The following is a 17,287-nucleotide window of genomic DNA, read 5'->3' as shown; positions in this document are numbered from 1 at the left end:
CGGTGCGGCGCGGCGGTCCCGCGGCGCCGCACCGCCCCCGGCCACGAAAGCGAACAAGCCCATGCGTGCTGTAGTCCTGACGTCGTTCGGCGGCCCGGAGGGGCTGTCGGTCTCCGAGGTCGCCGAACCGGCCGGCCCGGACCCGGACGGCGTCCTCATCCGTACGGCCGCCGCCGCGGTCAACCCGGTGGACCTGCAGACCCGCGCCGGTCTGCACGCCGCACACAGCCCTCTCCGCCCGCCGATGGTCCTCGGCTGGGACGTGGCGGGCACCGTCACCGCGGTGGGCGAGCGGGTCACCCGCTTCCGGCCCGGCGACCAGGTCGTGGCGATGTCGGCGCAGATGGCGACCGGGCGCGGCACCTACGCCGAGACCGTCGCCCTGCCCGCGGACATCGTCGCCCCGGCACCGGAATCGGTGGAGCCGGCCGCGGCCGCGGGCCTCCCGCTGGCCGGGCTCGCCGCGGCACAGGCGCTCGACGCCCTCGCCCTGCCCGCCGGGGCCACGCTGCTGGTCACCGGCGCGGTGGGGGCGGCCGGCGGGTTCGCCGTGCAGCTCGCCCGGCTGCGCGGCTGGACGGTGGTGGCGCAGGTGCGGTCCGCCCGGGACGAGGACGAGGCCCGCATGCTGGGCGCCGACCAGGTGGTGGACGAGGCCGGCCTTCCGGCGGCGGCCGTCGACGGCCTGCTGGAGACGGCCGGCCTGACCGGCGCGATCGGCGCGGTGCGGGACGGCGGGCGCGCGGTCTCCATCGTGCCGACCCGCGTGCCGGCCGCCGAGCGCGGCATCGACGTGGCCGTCTCCTACGTGGAGCAGGACGGCCCCCGCCTGGCCGAGCTGGCCGCCCTGGTGGACACCAGGGAGCTGCGGCTGCGCACCGCGAAACGGCTCGGGTTCGAGGACGCGGCCGAGGCCCACCGGCTCCTGGCGGCAGGCGGCGTACGGGGCAAGCTCCTCCTCCTGCCCTGACCGGCCCGGCCGTGACCGGGCGCCGGCCGCCGGACCGGGGACGCCCCCGGACCGACGGCCGGCGGTCCGCACCCCCGCACCCACCCCCGCACCCCCGCACCCCGCACCCTCTGACACCCCCACTCCCCCCACTCCCCCCCACCCCGAGGACGGACCGCACCTACGTGGCAGAGCCGCACACGAACGAAGACCGTGACACCCCTGACACCCCTGACGCCCCTGACGCCCGTGATGCCGAGGAGGAGAACATCTCCCGGCTCTGGGAGCGCGTAGTTCCCATGTACTCCCTGCTGGAAGGCCAGCTGGACCGGACGCTGACGCACCGACACGCCATCGGACTGGGCCAGCTGATGGCGCTCGGGGTGCTGGTGGACGAGCAGCCGGGGTCCGCCACCGTCAGCGGCGTCGCCCGGCGCCTGGGCCTGAGCGTCTCGGCGGCCAGCCGTATGCTCGCGCACCTGGAACGGTCCGGCTGGACGGACCGAGTGGCCTGGCCGTGCGACCGGCGGGCCAGCCGGGTCGCCATCACGGAGGCCGGCCTCGACCTGTGGAGGCGCGCCAGCGAGACCCTCGACCGCGAACTCGACCACGCCTTCACGGCGCTGAGATTCGACGAGCGGTACGCGCACGTGGCGGCCCGCCTGTGCCGCGCGGGCGAGGAACCGCCCACCCCCTGAGAACCCTGAGCCCTGCGCCCTGAGCCCTGAGCCCTGCGCCCTGAGCCCTGAGCCCTGAGCCCTGAGAGCCCGGTGAGCCGGCCGGCCGCCGGGCTCCGGCGCAGCCGCGCCGCACCGCGCGCTCCAGGCCCGGCCCGGCCGGCGCGAGCGCGTACGGAGCGCGGGCCCGCGTGTCCCCGTACGGAGGCGGCGCCCCGCGCGTCCGCGCACGGAGGGGGTGCCCCGCGCGCCCGCATGCGCGACGGCACCGGCGACTCCGCGGCAGGCTCACCCCGAAACAGCGACTCCGGTCTCTATCGTTGCTGAATCAGCTGCTCCGGTTTGCAAGCAATCCGGAGCAAGCAACTCCGAATCCGGTGAAGTCAAGGCTGGAGTGTCTGATTCCGGCCCTGGAGCTCAAGAATCGCTCGAAGGCGGCCAGATCGTCATGGCGAATTCAGCCACCCGGCGCAGCTCCTCCGTGCTGGCTCCGTCCCGGGCCTGCTGCGACATGCCCTGGACGACCGCCGCGAAATAGACCGCCAGTGCACGAGTGTCGGTTTCCCGGGGGAGCGCCCCCCGGGCCCGGGCGTCCTCCAGCCGGGCCTCGAAGGACCGTACGTTCGCCCTGCGGCGGTCGCGGAGGTCCTTCTCGATGTCGGCGGTCTGCGTGGAGTAGTTGGTCGCGGCCGTGATGACCAGGCATCCCGCGGGATGTCCGGGGTCGGTGTAGGCCGAGGCGGCCTCGTCGAGCATCCGCGCGAAGCCCGCGCGCGGGTCGCTCTCCTCGTTGAGCGCCCTGTCCATGAAGGCGCCGAACGTGCCGCCGTAGCGGTCGACGACCTCGATGAAGAGCGTGCGCTTGTCGCCGAAGGCCGCGTACAGGCTCGGCGGCGAGATCCCCATGGCGGAGGTCAGGTCGGAGATGGACGTGCCCTCGTAGCCGTGCTGCCAGAACAGCAGGGTGGCCTGCACGAGTGCCGTCTCACGGTCGAAGCCTCGCGGCCGGCCGCGCTTCGTCGTAGTCATGGCCGAATTTTACAGCGATCGCTACGGAAGTCGTGTAGGCTTTTACCGTAGTCATCGCTACAGAAGTCTTCGCGGAAGCACTCCGCGCATTCGCTGCAGAACACGATCCGAAGGGGAGACCATGGGCACGCTCACGGGCAGGACGGCGCTGGTGACGGGAGGCAGCCGCGGGATCGGCCGGGCGATCGCCGAGCGGCTCGCAGGCGACGGCGCCACGGTGGCCGTGCACTACGGGCGGAACGCCGCCGCCGCCGAGGAGGTCGTCGAGGGCATCCGCGCCAAGGGCGGCACCGCGTTCACGGTCCACGCCGAGCTGGGCGTCCAGGGTGATGTGGAGACCCTCTGGGAGAGCTACGACCGGCAGGTGCTGGAGCACGCCGCGAGCGCCGGACTCGACATCCTGGTGAACAACGCCGGCGTCACCCCGCGCGGCGAGATCGACGAGACGACGGCCGAGGCGTTCGACGAGGCCGTCGCGGTCAACATGCGGGCGCCGTTCTTCCTCGCCCAGCAGGGGCTGAAGCGGCTGCGGGACGGCGGGCGGATCGTCAACGTCTCCTCCGGGGCGACCCGGATCGCGCTGACCGACATCATCGCGTACGCCATGACCAAGGGGGCCGTCGACGCCTTCACGCTCACCCTCGCCAAGGCGCTCGGCGGCCGCGGCATCACGGTGAACTCGGTCGCCCCCGGCATCATCGACACCGACATCAACGCCTCCTGGCTGCGCGGCAACGAGGCCGCCGAGAAGTCCGCGGCCGAACTGTCCGCCCTCGGCCGGGTGGGCCGCCCCGAGGACGTGGCCGACGTGGTGGCCTTCCTCGCCTCCGACGACGCCCGCTGGGTGACCGGGCAGGTCGTCGACGCCACCGGAGGCTCACAGCTCTGACCGGTGGGGCCCGCCGGGCGGGCCCGGAGCCGAGCACGGGTGTCAACGGGGACACCGCGGCAGCACGCACAACCGACACTCTGCAGCTGGGAGACCCCATGCACGTCGTCATCGCCTGGTGGGAGCAGCACCGCAACGGCACCGCAGTCAGCGCCGGCCCCGCCCGCCCCGCCCCGCCCGCGACGCCCTGCGCCCGCCGGGAGGACCGGGCCTCGTTCACCGCCGACGTCCCCGGCCTGCAGTCCGGCCAGTGGATCACCGACCCGGCGGCGGACCTCCAGGGCCTCGCCCTGATCTGGGACTCGGCGGCCAGCGCCGACCTCAACTGGCCGGACCTGTGCGACCGCACGTTCGGCTACGCGCCCTCCCACCGCTGGGCCTTCGAGCTCTCCGACGCCTCCCCCCAGGGCGACACCCTGACCCTCCCCGCCGAGCTCGACGTCCTCCTCCACGCCTGACGCACAGGCGCTCCCCCCCATCACCACCCTCCCCGCAGGGCCCAGGTTCCCCCGGCCTGGGCCCTGCCCCGTGCGGGATCGCTGTGTCCCGGCACGCCGTCCCAGCGGAGAAGCGCCGTGCGCGCGTTCCGCGGCGGGGCGGCGGCAGGCAGCAGAGGACGGCGTGTTCCCGTACCCGTCTCAGCCCCGCGCATGGGGCACTACAGTCATCCGTTGTGCCGTACGTCACACGGCGGTGCGGGATGGCCGGCCCGGATCGGGGCGGCCAAGTGCCTGAATCGCACTATCTGGGGGCTTCATGCGTGAGTTGGCCAAGGGCTCGAACGTGGTGCTGGCGGCCCTGAGCGACAACGTCGACTCGGTGATCGTCAGTCTGAGCTGGACCAGCCCGGCCGGCGACGGCGACGCCGACGTGTCCGTCCTGCTGCTGGACGCACAGGGCAAGGTGCGCGGCGACGAGGACTTCTACTTCTACAACCATCCGGTTGCCGCCGACGGGAGCGTCCAACTGCTGGGGAAGACCCCGACGGAGAGCGGCGACGAGGACCGTATCGGATTCGACCTGACCGCGATGCCGGCCGGGGTCGACCGGATCGTCGTGGCGGGCAGCCGCTACGAGGGGGCACGCTTCGGGGAACTCGACGACCTGAAGGTGACACTGGCCGACGCGAGCGGGGAGAAGCTCGCGAGGTTCGCCATCGACGACGCCGGAACCGTGAGCGCGATCATCTTCGGCGAGCTGTACCGGCGTGCGGACGCGTGGAAGTTCCGTGCCGTCGGACAGGGCTACGACAGCGGCCTGGCCGGTCTGGCGAGCGACTTCGGTGTCGACATCGACGACGACGCGCGCGCGGAGGCGGAGGAAGAGCCTCCGGAGAGCACCGGCGGCAAGGAGCAGGCCGGCACGGCTGCTTCAGGACCGGCTGCCGGGCAACAGCACGGGGCTTCGCCAGGCCTGGTACCGACTCCTCGCCCACCCGAGGACGAGAACGTACCGCAGCGGGCATCACGTCCGCGTACCGCGAAGAAGAAGGTAACCGTGTCCAGGGCCGGCAGGAAGTCGCTGGCGGACAACGAGTCCTGGAAGCAGGCCAGGCTGTTCCCGGTCTCGGTCCTCAAGAGCGACCGGGACCGCGAGACGCGTGCCACGTCCGTACTGCTGTCGGTGATGGCTCAGGTCCCGGAGCTCGGCCGTCGGCTCACGGCGCCGTTCGGAGCGCCCGCGGGGCGCATGGAGGCGTTCACCGAGGTCTCGTTGCCGCACGGGGACAGCCCGCGGCGCCCCGACGGGGTGATCCGGGTGGAACGGGCCGGCAAGCTGTGGACGGCCCTGGTGGAGACGAAGACCAACGGCAACCCCCTCAGGTCCGAGCAGGTGCAGGCGTACATGGACATCGCCGCACGCCGTGGATACGAGGCGGTGATCACCCTGTCGAACGACGTCGCTCTGGACGGCAGCCCGCTCGTCGACGTCAAGACCGACGGGCGGCGCAAGCACAAGGTGGCCCTGCGGCACCTGTCCTGGGCCGAAGTCGCCCACCAGGCGCAGCTGCTGATCCGGCACGAAGGCGTCGGAGACAAGGCGCACGCCTGGCTGCTCCAGGAACTGCTGCACTACCTGCTGCACGAGAACTCCGGCTGCCACGGCTTCCAGAACATGGGACCGTCCTGGGTTCCCGTACGCAACGGGATCGACGACGAGACCCTCTGCCAGGGCGACCCGCGGGCCCTGGACGTGGTCGAGAGCTGGGAGCGGCTCGTCCGCCAGATCTGCCTCAGCCTCGGCGGCGAACTCGGGCAGAAGGTACTGCCCGTCCAGCGCGCCGGGCGCGGGACGGATCCGTCGGCCCGCCGCAACCGCCTGGCCGACCAGCTCTGCCGCGACGGCAGGCTCCAGGCCGAACTCCGCATCGAAGGCGCGCCCGGCATCCTGTCCATCGGCGCAGATCTGCGCACTGCCAGGCTCCGCACCTCCGTCGAGATCCCCGCACCTGAACAGGGATACCCGCTGACCTGGGCCAAACGCCTCATCCGGCGGCTGTCCGAGGCCCCGGCGGACCTGCATGTCGAAACCCTGGTCGACGGGGAGGCCGGAGGGCCGCGGGGCACACTGGAGCGGCTCCGCCCGGAGCCGGCCGACATGCTCCCGAAGGGTGACAGCCGGATCACCGGCTTTCGGCTGTCCCTGTTCAAGAGCATGGGAAGCCGGCGCGGGAACGCCGAGTCCGGCTTCATCCGCAGCGTGGACGACGCCGTGCACCGCTTCTACTCCACCGTCGTCGTGCACCTCGACCCTCCGGCACCGCGGCGGGCGGCGGCCAAGGCTCCTGCCGGGGTGCCCGGTCCGGCCTGAGCAGGTCGCGCGAAGCGCACGGTGGTTCGGCAGCGCCCCGAGAGGGCGCGGGTCACCGCGCGGCCGGTGACGACGGCGCCGCGTCCGGGCGACGTCGTACCCCGGCTCCTCCGGACACCGCGGCTCCTCCGGCGGGGCGCCCGGTGCCGCGGCGTCCGGTCAGCCGCGGCGGCCGAAGACGCGGCGGCTGGGGCCGAGGTCCAGGAAGACCGTCTCGCCGGTGGCGTCGTCGAGGGCGTCGTTGTCGGTGACGACGTAGACGTGTCCGTCACCGCCCACGGTCAGGCCTTCGAGCTTCTCCTGGGTCCAGCCGTGCGTGGCGCGCAGCGCGGGCAGCACGTCGAGGGCGAGCCTCTTGGGCAGCACGGGCAGGGCGTCCGACGGGGCCGCCGACTGCGGCAGCTCGACCGTGTAGATCCGCTTGACCGCGGCGGCCGGGCCGTTGAGCTTGTCGCGTTCGACGACCGCCAGCCTGTCCCCGACCACGGTGATCTCCGACAGGCCGATCCAGTCGCCGGGCGTGGTGGTGGAGCCGATGCGGTAGCCGTACCAGCTCCAGGTGCCGGCCCGGACGTCGTACCGGCCGAGCCGCACGACACCGGCCGGGTCGGTGCCGACCTCCCGCTGCAGCGCGGCCCAGACGATCTCGCGGCCGCGGCGGTCGGTGGTGGCGGTGACGCCCTCGAAGCCCTGGCCGCCGAGGCCCGCGGCGACGTCCGCCGGAAGGGGGACGACCTGGCGGGTCACGCCGCGGCGGTCGAGCCGGACCAGCTGGTTGCCCGCACCGGTCCTGCCCTCCACGGCCAGCCAGAAGCCGCCCTGCGGGCGGGCGAAGAGCCCCTCGGCGTCGTAGCCGGCCGGCCGGCCCTCGGTGTCCCTGACGGTCAGCTCCCGGCGGATCACCGCGGGCCGGCGCGCCGTGTCGACGGTCAGGATCCGGGTGGGGGAGTACGCGGCGTCGGTGACCGTGTACAGCTGGTGCGGCCGGCCCGGGGCGGCGGACAGCGCGCTGAGCGCACCCCAGCCGATGGGCGCGCCGCCGGCGCCGGCGGCGGAGACGATGCCGGGGAAGCCGGGAGTGCCCCGGCCGAGGCGGAACAGGCCCACCGAGGCGCGGACGCCGGCCTTGGCGTCGTCCACCTCGCTGGACACCGCGAGCAGGCCGCGCGACGGGATCGGCAGCAGCCCCTCGGGGCCGTTGGTGGTCGGCAGCACCTGGCGGAACACGGGGCGGGTGGGCCGGCTGATGTCGTAGACGGCGACGAAGTTGCTGCGCTCGGAGCCGACGAACGCGTAGCGGACGCCCCCGTACTCGGCGATCGCCAGGCCCTCCGGCTCGGTGCCCTTGTTCTCGGTGCGCTCGTCGTTGTGCAGGCCGTACCGTACGGCGAGCCGCTCGAAGGTGTTGCCCGCGTCCCAGACGACCCGGCCGGTGCGGCTGTCGAAGACGGACCAGCCGCGCGTACCGCCGTGCCAGTCGCCCTCGTTGGCGGTGGCGAGATAGCGGTCGTCGATCCAGCCCAGCGCGTCCGGCTCGCGCGGCACGTCGGTGATCGAGCCGGTCAGGTCGATCCGGCCGTCCTCGGCCGTGTCGATGCCGTCGACCGTGGCCGTACCGGCGCTGAACGCCTTGGTGACGCGGCCGGTCGGCAGGTCGACGAGGACGACGCCGTTGTTCTCCTGGAGCGTCACGGCCAGCTGGTTGCGGCCGTTGACCGAAACGTACTCCGGCTCGGGGTCGGCCGGGGCGGCGATCCCGGCGGCGGCCAGGGCGGGCAGCGGCGACCCGTCCGCCTGCGTCAGAGCGACCGCGCGCGTCCGCCAACGGGCGGGCGAGTCACCGCCCTTGAGGTCGACGATCTGCACGAACCCGGCCGGCGCCTGGGGCAGGTCGCCCTCCTCGCCGCCGGGCGGGGTGGCGTCCTCGTCGCGCTCGTTCTCGATGGCGATGGCGGCGTACCGCTTGTCCTCGCTGACCGCGATGGAGTCGGGCTGGCCGCCGAGGTCGAAGGTGGCCACCCGCTCGCGGTCGCGCAGCGAGACGACGTCGAGGCGGCCGGAGGGCTCGGTGTAGCTCCTGCTGGTGTTGACCACGACCAGCACGTACTCGCCGACCACGGACACCGAGGTCGGTTCGTCCTCGGCGTCGCCGAGCCGCGCCAGCGACAGGGTGCCCAGGCCGCGCGGGCGCTCGGGGTCGCGGATGTCGAGGAAGCCGATCCGGCGTCCCGCCGCGTCGGTGTGGACGAGGGTGCGGCCGTCCTCGCTGACCGCCGAGATCTCCGCGACGGTCTCGGTGGCCGGGTCCTCGCCGGCGGGACGGTTCCGGAAGACCGGGTAGGTGGCGGCGCGCTCGAAGACCGTCGCCCGCTGCGGCCGGTGGTGGACGGGGTGCTTCTGGCCCGCGTTCGCCACACCCGCGCCCGCCAGGGTTGTGGCCGCCAGGGTCCCGGCCGCCACGGCGAGGGCCGTCAGCGCTGCGTGGAGTCTGTTGCTTCTGGGGGACATGCGTTCCTCCGGTACGGTCCACTGCGACGCCGGATCGTCCCACCCGCGGACGAGGCCGACCGGGCACCCGCGTGAACACCGGGCGAAGATCCCGGCACCACCGGCAACCGCCCGCCGGCCACGGCGTCCGGCCCGCCGAAGGCCCGCCGCTGCGGCGACCTGCAGGGCGCCCACGGTCCCGTTCTGCCTCACCGGATGTTGAAAACACCAGGTCAGCGGCATGGAGTAGGTGTCCCCGCCGGTGTTTGTGCCGACGACCACAGCGAACGGGCTCCCCCGAGGCGCATACTGAGCCATGACAAAGCCTGCTGCATCGAAGCGTCATCTGCCCACCAGCCCCTTCAAGGCCCCGGTCGCACCGGTTCCCAAGCACTTCGCCGTGGGCGACCAGGTCAGCCACGACATGTACGGTCTCGGCCGAGTGATCGGCATCGAGGACGGGGTGGCGGCGCTGGTGGACTTCGGCCCCGCACAGAAGCGGATCTTGAGCCCTTACGCCAAGATGACAAAGCTGTAGGACCGCTGTAGGACCGCTGTGCCCGGTCACGGCACACCCGGGCCCCTCTGGGACCCGCAACGAAAGAGAGCCCTCCCATCGACCTGACGTCGCTGTTCTCCGCCCCGCAGGGGCAACCCCGCTGCTCCACGGCAGCATCACCGCCTCCGTCGACCGACCCGTTCCGGGCCCCCGACTTCGGCGAGGACGAGACCTGGCCGTCGGAGGACGCGCCGGAGCCCGCTCCGGGCCCACGCGCGTCCCACGCGGGGCGCGGCCCGAGGCGGCGCTAGCTCCCCCTGAGCGACAGCGGCCCCGGCAACCGGCCGCGGGCCGTCTCCCCTGCTGCCGTGCTGCGCCGTGCTGCGCCGTGCTGCCGTGTTCCCCTGTGCTGCGCTGCCGTGCTGCCGCCGTTTGCGCCGTGCTGCCGTGCCGTGACGCCGGAAGGCGCTTGCGCTCGACGGCATCGGCTCCCATGCCGAGGGCTCCGACGCTGAGGGCTCCGACGCTGAGGGCTCCGACGCTGAGGGCTCCGACGCCGAGGGCTCCGACGCCGAGGGCATCGACGCCGACCGCATCGACGCCGACCCGCCCTCGCTCTCCGTACGGGAGGCGGACCCGCGCGGAGGTGCACCTCCTCCGGAGCCACGCCCGGCGTGCGTGCCGACCGGGGCCGGACCGCGTCCCGGACGCGTGCGATGACATGACTCACAGAAAAAGCGCGGCCTGCACGGGCAACTGTCCCGTAGGTGCCGTTTGCGCGTACGGGACGGGCGGCGTTTCGGGCACAGGCACGGAAAACCACCCGTGTCCTTGATCGGAAAGGTCATACGATCGCCGGGGCGCCGCACTGCGTGAGCACTCCGCGGGCGCGCCCTGTCCGTCGCACGTTCTCGCCTCCCGACCAGGGGTCCCTCGTGAAGATTCGCCGTGTTCTCGCCGTCGCCGTCGCCGCCTCCGTGACCGCCCCGGTCGTCCTCCTCTCGGCCGCGCCCGCTCTCGCCGACGAGAAGCCGGCCGGACGGAACCAGACGGCGAAGCCGACGACCGAGGAACTCGAGCGGGCTGTCGACCTCGCGCAGAGCGAGTACGACGCCGCCGTCATCGCGTGGAACGACGCCGTCAGGTTCCTCGACGAGGTCCTGGAGGCGGACACCTACCCGACCAAGGCCGCGGCCGTCGAGGCCAGGAAGGCGGCCGACGCCGCCGCCGAGGCCAAGGCCGAGGCCGACCGGGCCGTCGTGGACGCCCAGGCCGAGCTGGACGCCGCCACCACCGACGAGGACAGGGCAGCCGCGCGGACGGCGCTGGACGAGGCCGGGAAGGCCGCCGAGGAGGCCGCGGAGGCCAAGGAGGCCGCCGACACGAAGGCCGCCGAGGCGGTGACCGCACACGACGACGCCCGCGTCGCCCAGGTCCGGAAGATCGGCCGCCTGCGGAAGGAGCGGGACGAGGCCGGGAAGAAGCTGGACGCCGCGAAGGAGGCCCTCGCCGACGCCCGGGCCGAGGAGGGCCGGGAACCGGGCGGCGCGTGCGTTCCCGAGCCCGGGCTCACCGCCGCCGTCAGCGGGCTGCCCGACAGGGTCGCCGGCGGAACCACGGCGTACTTCACGCTCCGCGTCACCAACGGCACCGGCGAGACGATGGACCAGGTGTACCCGTACGCGGCCGTCCACGCCTTCGACGCACAGGGCCTCAAGGAACTCGACTCCCACCTCGATGTCGAGTGGTCCACCGCCGCGAACCCGGCCTGGCGCGACATCGACCTGCTGGACGGATACTCCGTCGGCTCCCTCGCGGCGAAGGCCTCGGCCGACGTCAGGCTGCGGCTGAAGGCCGACGCGGACGTCCCGGCCGGGCAGGGCGCCGTCCTCGTCGCGGCCGACTACGTCAACGCGGACGAGTCGTGCGGCGGTCACCCGGACCTCAACCGGTTCGAGTTCCGGATCCAGGCCGGGAGCAGCGGCGCCGGCGACGCGGGCAAGGCCGGGAACGCCGAGGGCAGGCCCGCCGGCACCACCGCGCAGGGCGGCGCGTCCACCACCCCGGTGAACGGATCCGGCGGCACCGGCACCGGCAGTGGCTCGCTCGCCGCGACCGGTTCGAACGGTGCTCTGCCGGCGGTCGCCCTGGCGGGCGGCGCGGCACTCGTGCTGGGCGCCGGCGCGATGGCTGCCGCCCGTCGCCGCAGGGCGGGCGCCGGCGCCTGACCGGCACGGTGGGACACGGCCCCGTGCGACCCCCCGCCTGACGGGACGCTGGTCCACGGCCGGTACGTGTGCTGTCGCGGCGCGCGGAACAGGTGCCCGCACGCCGGGCCTTGCCGCATGTGGCCCGACCGGTCAGGAGGGATGCCGCTGGTGTGCGAGGGCCGGTTTATGCGCGAGGGCCGGTGCCGCACGTCCGGCCGGCTCCGCGTGCGGCCGGCCACGTCGCGGGTGTGCGTGCCGGGTGGCTCGCGGGTTCAGGCGTGCTCGACGGACCGGACCCGTCGCATGGAACCGCGCAGGCGCCGGGCACACTCTGCGTGTTGTAGTCCCTTTGAGGCAAGGATGCGTCACACATGATCACGCTCACCAAGGAAGACGGCCCGGCGGACCTGGACGGTGTGACCCACCTGTCCATCGGAGTCTCCTGGGATCCCACCGCCGGCAGCAGCGGCGGAGTGCTGGGCAAGCTGCGCCGCAAGACCGGTACCGACCTCGACCTGATCGCCATCGCCATGCAGGGCGGGGACCCGGTGCGCCTCGCGGGCCTCGACTCGCTGGACCCGATGGGCAACGGCTCACTCGTCCACAGCGGCGACAACCAGACCGGGCACGGGGACGGTGACGACGAGACGGTGACCGTCGAGTTCGCCCGGATCCCGCCCCACATCACGTCGATCGTGTTCGTGGCCGCCGCGTACAAGAAGGGCAGTTCCTTCCAGAAGGCCCGCAACATCAGCTTCAAGGTCTACGACGCGACCGGGGGCAGCTCGCAGCAGGTCGCCGACATCTGGCCGAGCCTGCTCACCCAGGACAACGGCTGCGCCGTGGCCAAGGCGGTACGGGTCGGCGGGAGTTGGAAGCTCGAAGTGATCAACACGACGGGGAAGGTCAAGCAGGGGGACGAGCACGCCCTGATGCGCTTCGCCGTCAGCAAGTAACCACGTCACCGGGCCCCGGGGCACGAGGGTGGGCTCCGCCGGGCGGTCCGGCGGGGCGGGCGCCCACCGAAGGGGTCGAGGGCGGGGAGCCGTCGACGGCGGAGAGGGGGCGGTGCCGGCGACCCGCGCGACGGACACCCCCGCGTCGGCGCGGGGGCTGCGACAGCCGACCGCCCTGCTGACGAAGCCCCGCGCGGGCCGGTGCTCGCACCGGCCCGGCACCCCTGCCGGCTGCCCTCGGCGCGCTGGTCGTGCGGCCCGGACGGCTCAGCCGATGTCCCCGGGCGCGGGGCGCCGGCCTGCGCGGCGCCGTACGGAACCGCGCCGGCCGGCCGGGCGAGGCCGGTCCCGCCGAGGACGCCCAGGACGCCCAGGACGAGTGAGGCGGGCCGGCCGGGCCGGCATCGGAGGCCACCCCCGGCGGGACGACGCCCTCCGGGTCGCTGATGCGGCCTGGCCCGCCCGCCACGACCGGCCACGGCAGCCGGCGGACGCCGGAGCCGGTGGCCGGGCAGCCCCGAACACCCGCCCCGCCGCACGGCACCGGACCCACGCCGTGCGATCCGGTCGCACCGTCCTGGTCAGAGCCGGTCCGTCAGATCCTCCGCGAACACCTGCGACAGCGGCTGCGGTCCCACGTACTGCTGGCAGTTGCACTGCCCGGCCTCGTAGCGCAGGGGCTTCTTGTTCTCGTCCCAGGCCGTCGGTATCTCGACACGCTCGTGGCACCGGCCCTGCTTGTCGTGCTTGGCGAGGTGGTGCGTGCACCCGCAGACCGGCTCCGGCGGCTTGTTCGCCGCCTCCACGGCCAGACGTTCCTGCTTTCCCGCCTCCAGCAACTGCAGTTTGCGCTCATGCCGATTGCGCAGTGCGGTGCGGACGTTGTCGGCCACCCACGCGAAGCCGCCCGTCCAGAAGACGATGAGAACCCACCAGAACCAGTCCACCAGCTCCCCCTCCCCGGTCCCGCTGAACGCCAGCATAGTTGGCTCCCTCCGGGAAGCGACGGCCCCCTGAACGGGAGCGACACCTCTGACGAGCGCAGACGCCGTTCTCCGGACCGACTCTCCGGACCGACTCTCCGGACCGAACGGGCCGGTCCGACGGCACCGTTGTCGGCCGAGCCCTTCCGCACCCACGGGCACGCGGAGCGAACGGGCCTTCGGGCCGGGCCGTCGGCGCCGCTGACCGGGCGACGCGTCAGGAGCCGCCGCGTGCGGAGATCAGACGTCGAGCGGCGTCACGGCCGTGTACGCGGGTCCGCGTACGAGCGTCTGCGTACGAGCGCCTGCGCAGACCGGGGGACAGCACATCTCAGGGCACATCTCAGGCGCCCGGTACTGGAGGGGTTCTGCGGTTGCGTGGGCGTCGCCCGCGGTTCCGGCGCCTGCCCGCCCGCAGCCGGTCCCGGCTCAGCGGGTCCCGCGAGGCCAGTTCGGCGAGGGCCGGGTGCGGGTCCGTCCGGGGCGCCTCCTCGGCAAGGGGCTCGCTCCCGGCCGCCGGACGGGCCCGGCGGCCGTACCGGTCGATCCAGGCGAGCTGTGTGAGCAGGGCGAGTCCGGTGGCGGCGGCCGCCGCCCACTGGAGCGGGCCACGAGGTGCGGTGTCGAGCAGCGCGGCGACGGTGAACGCCGTCTCCCCGACGAGCAGCAACGCCCAGGCAGCGGTGAAACAGCCGCTGCCCTGCCCGGATCGGGGCAGCTCGGATCGCCAGGCCGTGTGGAACTCCTCCCTGGCCGCACGGAAGGCCGTGTCACGGAACTCGATTCTGCCGAGGGTGGCGGGCACGCCGCGGCGGCGCAGCGCGGTGAGCAGGGCGTCGGGCAGCGGGTGCCCTGCGCTGCGCGCGGGGTCCGCGCCGGATGCGGTGAGGCTCAGACTGCCGCGGTGGTCGACGGTGGCGAGCCCGTCGAGCAGCAGACGGGCAGCGGCGGCCTGTGTGTCGTCCTCGGCCCACCGGCGGTCCGCTGCCGCACGGTACGGGTCCGCGTCGAGTACGGCGGCACGGCGCCCGGCCACTGCCCGGTCACGCCGGTGGCGCAGGCCGCGCAGCGCGTACAGCAACGCGGTGAACGGCAGCACGGCGCAGGCGAGGGTGACGTGGTCCACGCACCGAGCCTAGAGTCCGCCCCCGCAGGCGGTTCCCTGGCCGGCGGACGTCAGAGGAAGGCCGACGGGACGTCACCCGGCCACGCCGCCCTCCGCGGCGCCAAGGGCACCCGACCAGGCCGCCCCCACCCGCGGGTCTTCGCCTCCCCCACCGCCCCGGCCACGCCCCGGTCCGCAACCGCCCCACCGCCCCGGCCGGACCGGTCCGCGCCTCGTGGCCTCCTGCACGCGGACCTTCCGCCGCAGCCGGACCAACTCCGCGGGTGACGAGAACCGAACTCGCGCTCTCAGCTTGGGAAGCGACGGCGCTTGCGGAGCCGGATAGCCTCTGGCCTGGGCATACGTGCTCTGGTGTGGGGTCCGGGAGGGCTGGATCGCACCGATATTGACCGTGGTCTACCGGTCTTATGGGCGCGCTATGGGCCCGCCGTCGGGTTGAGGTGCAGAGGGCCCCTCTTGGCGGCTGACGAGCGGCCGAGCTCTGAAAGCGAGCGTTCGCCGGGAGGCCGCCGTTGCGGAAGCACATGGAGGAGGGCTCAGTGGCGGCCGAACAACTCGGGGCGGAGATGGCTCGGAGCGACTCCCGCGATACGGGCTTGCTCGGGGCAATACACCTAGAAGGCTGCTGAAAATCTGGTGTTCTGGCCCCGGCTCCGTGGAGTCGGGGCCAGTCTTGTAGGCATGCAGGGGGAATGGGCCGGGGAGCCGGTCGGGCCGGATGTGTGGGAGACGTGCCGGGAGCTGATCCCGGCGGGGAGTGTGTTCGCGTTCCTGGCCGAGCACCGCGAGGTGCTGTTCCCGGCGGAGATGTTCGCGGACATGTATCCCTCGTCCAACGGCCGTCCGAGTCTGCCGCCACAGGTCCTGGCCGCGACCGTGGTGCTGCAGAGCCTGCACGGGCTGTCGGACTTCGAGGTCGTTCAGGAATTGCGGTGTGACCTGCGGTGGAAGGCCGCTTGCGGGCTCGGCCTGCACGACACCGCGTTCGATCCGTCGTTGTTGACGTACTTCCGGCGCCGCCTGCGCAACTCGGCCGATCCGACGCGGATCTTCACCAAGGTCAAGGAGGTCGTGGCCGCGACCGGGGTGCTCAAGGGCAAGCAGCGGCGGGCGCTGGACTCCACCGTCCTCGATGACGCGGTGGCCACCCAGGACACCGTCACCCAGATCATTTCCGCGATCCGGCGGGTGATCCGAGAGGTTCCCGGCGGCCAGGAGACGGCCGGCCGGTGGTGCACGGCCCACGACTACACCAACCCGGGCAAACCGAGGATCGCCTGGGACGACGAGACGGCCCGCGCCGCGCTGGTCGACGCGCTGGTCACCGACGCCCTCAACCTGCTCGGACACCTGCCCGAGCAGAACCTGGGCGAGAAGGCGGCGGACGCCGTCGGCCTGCTGGCCCTGGTCGCCGGACAGGACGTGGAACCCGCCAAGGACTCCGACGGCCGCGACGGCCGCTGGCGCATCGCCAAGCGCACAGCACCCGACCGGACGGTGTCCACCGTCGACCCCGACGCCCGGCACATCCACAAGAACCGCACCCGCCACCAGGACGGCTTCAAAGGACATGTCTCCTTCGAGCCGGAGACCGCACTGTTCACCGCCGTCGCCCTGACCGGCGGCTACGGGCCCGGCAACCACGAGGCCGCCATCGCCGCCGACCTGCTGGCCGACGAAGAAGAGGGCACGGAGTTAACCGTGCTCGGCGATTCCGCCTACGGCACCGGCGAACTGCGCGAGCGCCTTCAAGGCCAGGGCCACACCCTGGTGATCAAACCGCCGCCGATCCGGACGGCCGTCCCCGGCGGCTTCACCATCGACGACTTCCGCCTCGACCTGGCCGCCGGCACCGCGACCTGCCCGGCCGGACACACCGCCAACCTCGGGCAGGTCAAAGCAGACGGCGCCCGCACCGCCCAGTTCAAACGCCTCTGCGCCGACTGCCCCCTGCGGGAACGCTGCACCACCTCCAAGACCGGACGCACCGTGAACGTCCACCCCCAGCACGAACTGCTGGCCGCCGCCCGCCACCAGGCCGCCACCGACCCCGCCTGGCAGGACGAATACCGCCGATGGCGGCCCCCCGTCGAACGCGCCATCGCCTGGCTCGTCGGCAAAGGCAACCGCAGAGTCCCCCACCGCGGCGTGATCGCCAACAACATCTGGCTCCACCACCGCGCCGCCGCCCTCAACCTCCGCCGACTGATCAACCTCGGACTCACCCGGACCAGCACTACCTGGCACCTCACCCCCGCCACCGCATAGGGAAAGGGGCCATCCGGCCTCAGGCCGGACAGCCCCCAACAAGATTTTCAGCAGCCTTCTAGGCGATAGAGCGGGCCGACTTCGGGGAGAGGGTCCGCGAGGAGATGTCGGTCATCAGGATGAGCGAAGGCCGTGAAGTACGCCTGGGCCAGCGTGCGCTTGTTGACCTCCTCCGCTGCTTCGTGGCTCTCTTCCGGGGTGAGCCGGAGGTGCGAGGGCGGCGGCAGGGTGACTGAAGACCAGTAGGGTGCGCCGGCCCACAGGCATGACGATCTCATCGACTCCGGCCAGCCCTCGGTTCCGGGTGCTCTGGACCTGGATGAGGGTCCTGGTCTGCCGGATCTCTCGCTGTCCCTGGCGCCGACGACTCCGGGTCCGCCGACGCGCCTGCGGGATCACGGAG

At 73.2% G+C, this 17,287-nt stretch carries 13 protein-coding genes; 9 read left to right on the top strand and 4 right to left on the bottom strand.

Annotated features, from left to right (window positions below; all coding sequences use genetic code 11):
* Positions 1-61 precede the first annotated feature (61 nt).
* Both AC5K6T_RS22245 and AC5K6T_RS22240 read left to right on the top strand, forming a co-directional pair.
* Positions 62-970: an NADP-dependent oxidoreductase gene (locus AC5K6T_RS22245; protein ID WP_493211563.1), complete on the top strand. Its 909-nt coding sequence runs from the start codon at positions 62-64 to the stop codon at positions 968-970.
* 164 nt (positions 971-1,134) lie between these two features.
* Complete coding sequence (locus tag AC5K6T_RS22240; RefSeq protein WP_493211562.1) at positions 1,135-1,647, top strand: MarR family winged helix-turn-helix transcriptional regulator; 513 nt, start codon at positions 1,135-1,137, stop codon at positions 1,645-1,647.
* A 396-nt stretch (positions 1,648-2,043) separates the two neighbouring features.
* Here the strand turns inward: AC5K6T_RS22240 and AC5K6T_RS22235 are convergent, their stop codons facing one another.
* Positions 2,044-2,655, bottom strand: a complete 612-nt coding sequence (locus AC5K6T_RS22235) for a TetR/AcrR family transcriptional regulator (protein WP_493211561.1) — start codon at positions 2,653-2,655, stop codon at positions 2,044-2,046.
* Positions 2,656-2,776: 121 nt separating this feature from the next.
* On the opposite strand from AC5K6T_RS22235, the gene AC5K6T_RS22230 reads away from it, so the two are divergent.
* The 3 genes from AC5K6T_RS22230 to AC5K6T_RS22220 all read left to right on the top strand — a co-directional run bounded on the left by AC5K6T_RS22230 (position 2,777) and on the right by AC5K6T_RS22220 (position 6,355).
* On the top strand, positions 2,777-3,544 hold the full coding sequence (locus AC5K6T_RS22230; RefSeq protein WP_493211560.1) for an SDR family oxidoreductase: 768 nt from the start codon (positions 2,777-2,779) through the stop codon (positions 3,542-3,544).
* 98 nt (positions 3,545-3,642) lie between these two features.
* Positions 3,643-4,002: a hypothetical protein gene (locus AC5K6T_RS22225; RefSeq protein ID WP_493211558.1), complete on the top strand. Its 360-nt coding sequence runs from the start codon at positions 3,643-3,645 to the stop codon at positions 4,000-4,002.
* Between the two features lie 298 nt (positions 4,003-4,300).
* Entirely contained in the window at positions 4,301-6,355 is a 2,055-nt protein-coding gene (locus AC5K6T_RS22220; protein WP_493211556.1) for a TerD family protein, read from the top strand.
* A 159-nt stretch (positions 6,356-6,514) separates the two neighbouring features.
* On the opposite strand, the gene AC5K6T_RS22215 is transcribed toward AC5K6T_RS22220, so the two are convergent.
* Positions 6,515-8,863, bottom strand: coding sequence for an esterase-like activity of phytase family protein (locus AC5K6T_RS22215; RefSeq protein WP_493211554.1), 2,349 nt, complete (start codon positions 8,861-8,863; stop codon positions 6,515-6,517).
* Between the two features lie 295 nt (positions 8,864-9,158).
* On the opposite strand from AC5K6T_RS22215, the gene AC5K6T_RS22210 reads away from it, so the two are divergent.
* The 3 genes from AC5K6T_RS22210 to AC5K6T_RS22200 all read left to right on the top strand — a co-directional run bounded on the left by AC5K6T_RS22210 (position 9,159) and on the right by AC5K6T_RS22200 (position 12,507).
* Positions 9,159-9,380, top strand: a complete 222-nt coding sequence (locus AC5K6T_RS22210) for a hypothetical protein (RefSeq protein ID WP_493211553.1) — start codon at positions 9,159-9,161, stop codon at positions 9,378-9,380.
* Between the two features lie 896 nt (positions 9,381-10,276).
* Positions 10,277-11,569, top strand: coding sequence for a peptidase (locus AC5K6T_RS22205; RefSeq protein WP_493211551.1), 1,293 nt, complete (start codon positions 10,277-10,279; stop codon positions 11,567-11,569).
* A 353-nt stretch (positions 11,570-11,922) separates the two neighbouring features.
* Positions 11,923-12,507, top strand: coding sequence for a TerD family protein (locus AC5K6T_RS22200; protein ID WP_493211549.1), 585 nt, complete (start codon positions 11,923-11,925; stop codon positions 12,505-12,507).
* 581 nt (positions 12,508-13,088) lie between these two features.
* On the opposite strand, the gene AC5K6T_RS22195 is transcribed toward AC5K6T_RS22200, so the two are convergent.
* Positions 13,089-13,454 (bottom strand): hypothetical protein, encoded by a 366-nt coding sequence (locus tag AC5K6T_RS22195; protein WP_493212174.1) that lies wholly within the window; start codon positions 13,452-13,454, stop codon positions 13,089-13,091.
* Between the two features lie 379 nt (positions 13,455-13,833).
* Positions 13,834-14,616: a hypothetical protein gene (locus AC5K6T_RS22190; RefSeq protein ID WP_493211548.1), complete on the bottom strand. Its 783-nt coding sequence runs from the start codon at positions 14,614-14,616 to the stop codon at positions 13,834-13,836.
* 681 nt (positions 14,617-15,297) lie between these two features.
* On the opposite strand from AC5K6T_RS22190, the gene AC5K6T_RS22185 reads away from it, so the two are divergent.
* Positions 15,298-16,884, top strand: coding sequence for an IS1182 family transposase (locus tag AC5K6T_RS22185; protein ID WP_493204868.1), 1,587 nt, complete (start codon positions 15,298-15,300; stop codon positions 16,882-16,884).
* The last annotated feature ends 403 nt before the right edge of the window (positions 16,885-17,287 follow it).

This window comes from Streptomyces sp. B8-7, from assembly GCF_058833805.1.
Note: the sequence above shows the minus strand (reverse complement) of the source record. Positions and strands in the feature narration are given on the sequence as shown.